Annotated in this window: 3 protein-coding genes; 1 reads left to right on the top strand and 2 read right to left on the bottom strand. The window is 46.9% G+C overall.

What is annotated here, in order from left to right; translation table 11 throughout:
• Positions 1-33: 33 nt before the first annotated feature.
• Positions 34-1,143: an S-(hydroxymethyl)glutathione dehydrogenase/class III alcohol dehydrogenase gene (locus tag PSI15_RS03225; protein ID WP_045971005.1), complete on the bottom strand. Its 1,110-nt coding sequence runs from the start codon at positions 1,141-1,143 to the stop codon at positions 34-36.
• A gap of 437 nt (positions 1,144-1,580) precedes the next feature.
• On the opposite strand from PSI15_RS03225, the gene sfnG reads away from it, so the two are divergent.
• Positions 1,581-2,663 (top strand): dimethylsulfone monooxygenase SfnG, encoded by a 1,083-nt coding sequence (gene sfnG, locus PSI15_RS03220; protein WP_273582273.1) that lies wholly within the window; start codon positions 1,581-1,583, stop codon positions 2,661-2,663.
• 91 nt (positions 2,664-2,754) lie between these two features.
• Here the strand turns inward: sfnG and panP are convergent, their stop codons facing one another.
• Positions 2,755-4,368, bottom strand: coding sequence for a pyridoxal-dependent aspartate 1-decarboxylase PanP (gene panP, locus PSI15_RS03215; RefSeq protein ID WP_273582272.1), 1,614 nt, complete (start codon positions 4,366-4,368; stop codon positions 2,755-2,757).
• Between the last annotated feature and the right edge of the window lie 73 nt (positions 4,369-4,441).

Here is a 4,441-nt window from a genome sequence, read left to right as displayed (position 1 = left end):
CAACACGGTTTTCTGCCAACGCCAGAGAGTTATTCAATAGTGAATAACCGTCCGAATCGATTTACCTTCAAGCATGAGTTCGAAAGCCTCATTAATGTTTTCCAGTGGCATCCTATGGGTAATGAAAGGAGCGAGTTCAATTTCACCCTGCATGGCTTTTTCGACCATCCCCGGCAACTGGCTGCGTCCTTTTACGCCGCCAAAAGCCGTGCCTTTCCATGTCCGTCCGGTAATAATCTGGAATGGACGAGTGCAGATCTCTTGTCCTGCGCCGGCAACACCAATGATAATTGATTGCCCCCAGCCCCGGTGTGCGCTTTCAAGCGCGGCACGCATGACATTAACATTACCAATACACTCGAAAGTATGATCAACGCCCCATTTTGTCATCGCCAGAATGACCTGTTGAATCGGTTGGTCATGGTCATTAGGGTTGATGCAATCCGTCGCGCCAAATTGTCTGGCGAGTTCGAATTTAGCGGGATTCGTATCAATGGCGATAATGCGCCCCGCTTTTGCCTGGCGGGCGCCTTGGACAACAGCAAGCCCAATCCCTCCTAACCCGAAAACGGCAACAGAATCCCCCGGTTGCACTTTGGCGGTATTGTGCACGGCACCGATACCCGTCGTGACACCACAGCCCAACAGACAAACGTGTTCATGGTTTGCGGCTGGATTTATTTTTGCCAGTGAAACTTCTGCGACGACAGTGTATTCACTGAATGTGGAACATCCTGAGTAATGATGAACAGGCTGTCCATGGTAAGAAAAGCGGGTGGTGCCATCCGGCATAAGGCCTTGACCTTGAGTATCACGGACTGCAATACAAAGGTTAGTTTTGCCAGACTGACAGAACTCACATTGGCCACACTCCGCCGTATATAATGGAATGACATGATCACCCGGTTTTACACTTGTGACACCGTCACCTACTTCAACGACGACACCGACGCCTTCATGCCCCAAAACAACCGGGAATATTCCCTCAGGATCGCCGCCGGCAAGGGTAAAGGCATCGGTATGGCAGACACCGGTATGGCTGATTTTTACCATGACTTCACCCGCTTTGGGTGGAGCAACATCAATTTCGACAATTTCGAGTGGTTTGTTGGGTTCAAAGGCAACGGCAGCACGTGATTTCATAGAATATCCCTCTTTTTGTTAACACACGTTGAAATAAAAAGTGGATGCTAAATTGTTCGTTCAATCAATTACACTATCAGAATACGCTGGCACGTCTATTTATCTGCACGTTATCTGTCCATAAAATCAATTCAATCTTAATAAGATTGGACAGACTGTATATTTCCTCACATAACTATTCCCATTACCTCATCACCATTGTTCTAACGACAATACCCTAACGACAGGCTTATTCATTAACTTTAGACCATAAATAGTACCTTATGTAAATTATTTAAAATTAAATAATAACCAATGGATTTTATTGGGTGCTATCAATAAGATGGCTCATTGATTAACTCATGTTGAATCAATCTATGAAATCAAAGGAAATGATAAATGTTCCAACTGTGTAGTTATATATGTAGTGATATATTCTGATTTCAAATGGAGGTTTAATGGCAGCATTCAATTCTCAACCCATTAAATTTGCTTATTGGGTGCCTAATGTTTCCGGCGGATTGGTGATAAGTAAAATTCCGCAACGCACTAACTGGGATCACACTTATAACCGCAAGCTGGCTCAAATTGCCGAAAATGGTGGTTTTGACTACGCATTGACCCAGATTCGATTTACGGCTGGCTATGGTGCTGAAAACCAGCATGAATCGATGACCTTTTCGCAAGATCTGCTGTCAGTCACCAGTAAATTGAAAATCATTGCAGCTCTTTTACCGGGGCCTTGGAAACCGGTATTGGCTGCCAAACAGATAGCCACAATCAGTCAGCTTTATGGTGCCCGCATTGCGGTTAATATTGTGAGTGGCTGGTTCCGCGGTGAATTTAAAGCGATTGGTGAACCGTGGTTGGATCATGAAGAACGTTATTTACGTTCTGAAGAGTTTATCCGTTGTTTGCAAGGGATCTGGTCACAACCCGCTTTCAGTTTTTCGGGTGATTTTTATCGTTTCCATGATTATACCTTAAACCCTAAACCACTTACGCCACGACCGGAGATTTTTCAAGGAGGAAGTTCCAGGGCTGCCAGAGACATGGCCGCACGTGTTTCCGATTGGTATTTCACCAACGGCGGCAGCGTGGAAAATATTCAGAAACAGATCGAAGATATCAGCGCTAAGGCGTTATTGAATCATCATCAGGTAAAAATAGGCGTTAATGGTTTTGCCATTGCCCGTGATAGTGAAAAGGAAGCTCGCTCAGTATTACAGGATATTTTGGATCACAGTGACCTTGAAGCGGTAAAAAGTTTCCATCATGAAGTCCAAAATGCGGGAAATGCCTCGCCGGAAAAAGAGGGGAATTGGGCAAAATCCACGTTTGAAGATCTTGTGCAATATAATGATGGCTTTAAAACTAACCTGATTGGCACGCCATTACAAATTGCCCAACGCATTATTGAATATAAGAAAGTCGGTGTAAATTTGATGTTACTCGGATTTTTGCATATGCAGGAAGAGCTGGCGTATTTTGGTAAAAATGTGATCCCACTTGTGCGGGAATTGGAGCAAAAAACGGATTAAATAATGCACCGATGGTTTGCTACTCATAAAAAACCCAATAGATTCCAATTTACCGTGCGGTGAAAACTTGAAATCTATTGGGTCATTTCAATTAATCGCCGACTAAATCCTGTAATGTTTGCCAGAAAGGGCTTTGCCGTGCTAACTGACGCTGCTCTTCAAGCATATTTTCCAGTATTTCCAGGGTGGTCAGTGGATTAGCCAGCACAACACGCAAAACGGTTGTCGGTTGTCGATCCCATTGCACGGGTTTAAGGTGCGTGCGCGAAACAAAAGATTTTCCCGCCGTCCACTGGCTGGTCTGAATACTCTGGTTAAGCGCATTAAGTAATTCATGCAGTTGCTGCCTGACCGACGCCGAACCTTCCCGCAGGGCTTGTAATACCGTTGGCGGCACATACCGATACGTCAGCAGGCAAAGCTGAGGTTCACTGATTAGCTCGAAATCCTCCTGCTGATGGATCAGATCGGCAAATTGCTGCGCTTTTTCGATACTTGCCTCTATCAGGCGGGCTAATCCTCGCCGGCCCAATAAATAAAGGTTACTGTGCAGCATCAGCGACATGGCGCTGCGTGACCCCTCCAACGTATGGCGTCCCAGATCTTTTGACTCCTTGCGCACAATGTAATTGGCATGTTGGGCAATCGCGTTGGTCAGGGTAGGCTGACGGAACAGAACCATGCCTGAACCCATGGGCACATACATTTGCTTGTGGGCATCAATCGTTACCGTATCGGCACGTTCGATGCCGGCGAATAAATGCCGATAGCGTTCTGACATCAGGCTGGCACCACCCCAGGCGGCATCAACATGGAAATAGCACTGCTCCTGTTCTGCGATATCTGCCAGCCTGTTCAGGGGATCGATAGCACCGGTTTCGGTGGAGCCGGCGATCCCGACGATAGCCAGTGGCTTGATATTGCGCTGGCGCAGCGTCTGCAATTGTGCAAGCAAGGCATTAATGCAGATCCGCCCCTCTCGGTCAGTCTCAACACTTATCAACGCATCTTGCCCTAATCCGAGCACATCCACGGTTTTTTTCAGTGAATAATGCCCCAGTTCGGATACCAGAATCGCCAACCCACTATAGCCATAATGCAGTAATCCCCTGGCCAGCCCTTCACGTGCGAGACCGGCAAAATCGCCATCGGCGGGCATGAGCTGGTTTCGACACGCCCACATCGCGGTTAAATTAGCCAGCGTTCCACCGGAACAGAAGGTAGCCAGTGCGTGCTCACCGTTATGAAGCCACTGCTGGTAGAAATCTTCATCACGGTGATAGACCAATTTGTGCATCATACCCAGTACTTGGCGTTCCAGCGCCGTTAAAATATGCGAGGTTTCCAGTTTGACCAAGTTTTGGTTCAGTGCTGTCAATACCTTGCCGAGTGCAGGCAGATGCTTGGGAAGCGCCGATGTCATGTGACCCACAAAGGCGGGTGATGACACGGGCACAACGTGATTAAGGATATCCTCGCTCAAATACCGGGCATAACTATCGGCATTAAGCGGAAATTCCGGGATATCCACCGAAACGAATACCTTTTCAAGTTCTGTCAGTTCGCCTATGGGATGGCCTAACTCACGGCGACAATAAGTGACAGGGTCATCTGCAATGTTTGTTTCCAGTTCAAACAATCCTTCTTCACCGGTATGGGAAATAAACTGGTCGAGCAGCGCCTGCCATTCTTGCTTTTCACTCATTTTTTCACTCATATACACTCGTCGCACTTCAGGATACATTGATTATCCCCCGCAATGCGGGGAGATAATCACG

The sequence above is a fragment of the Xenorhabdus sp. PR6a genome, from assembly GCF_028599065.1.
In the GTDB taxonomy this organism is placed as follows: domain Bacteria; phylum Pseudomonadota; class Gammaproteobacteria; order Enterobacterales; family Enterobacteriaceae; genus Xenorhabdus; species Xenorhabdus doucetiae.
Note: the sequence above shows the minus strand (reverse complement) of the source record. Positions and strands in the feature narration are given on the sequence as shown.

Bases quoted from the DNA above. Each gene is read 5' to 3' on its own strand.
- PSI15_RS03225 (WP_045971005.1), bottom strand. From the start codon at position 1,143: ATGAAATCACGTGCTGCCGTTGCCTTTGAACCCAACAAACCACTCGAA.
- panP (WP_273582272.1), bottom strand. From the start codon at position 4,368: ATGAGTGAAAAGCAAGAATGGCAGGCGCTGCTCGACCAGTTTATTTCC.
- sfnG (WP_273582273.1), top strand. From the start codon at position 1,581: ATGGCAGCATTCAATTCTCAACCCATTAAATTTGCTTATTGGGTGCCT.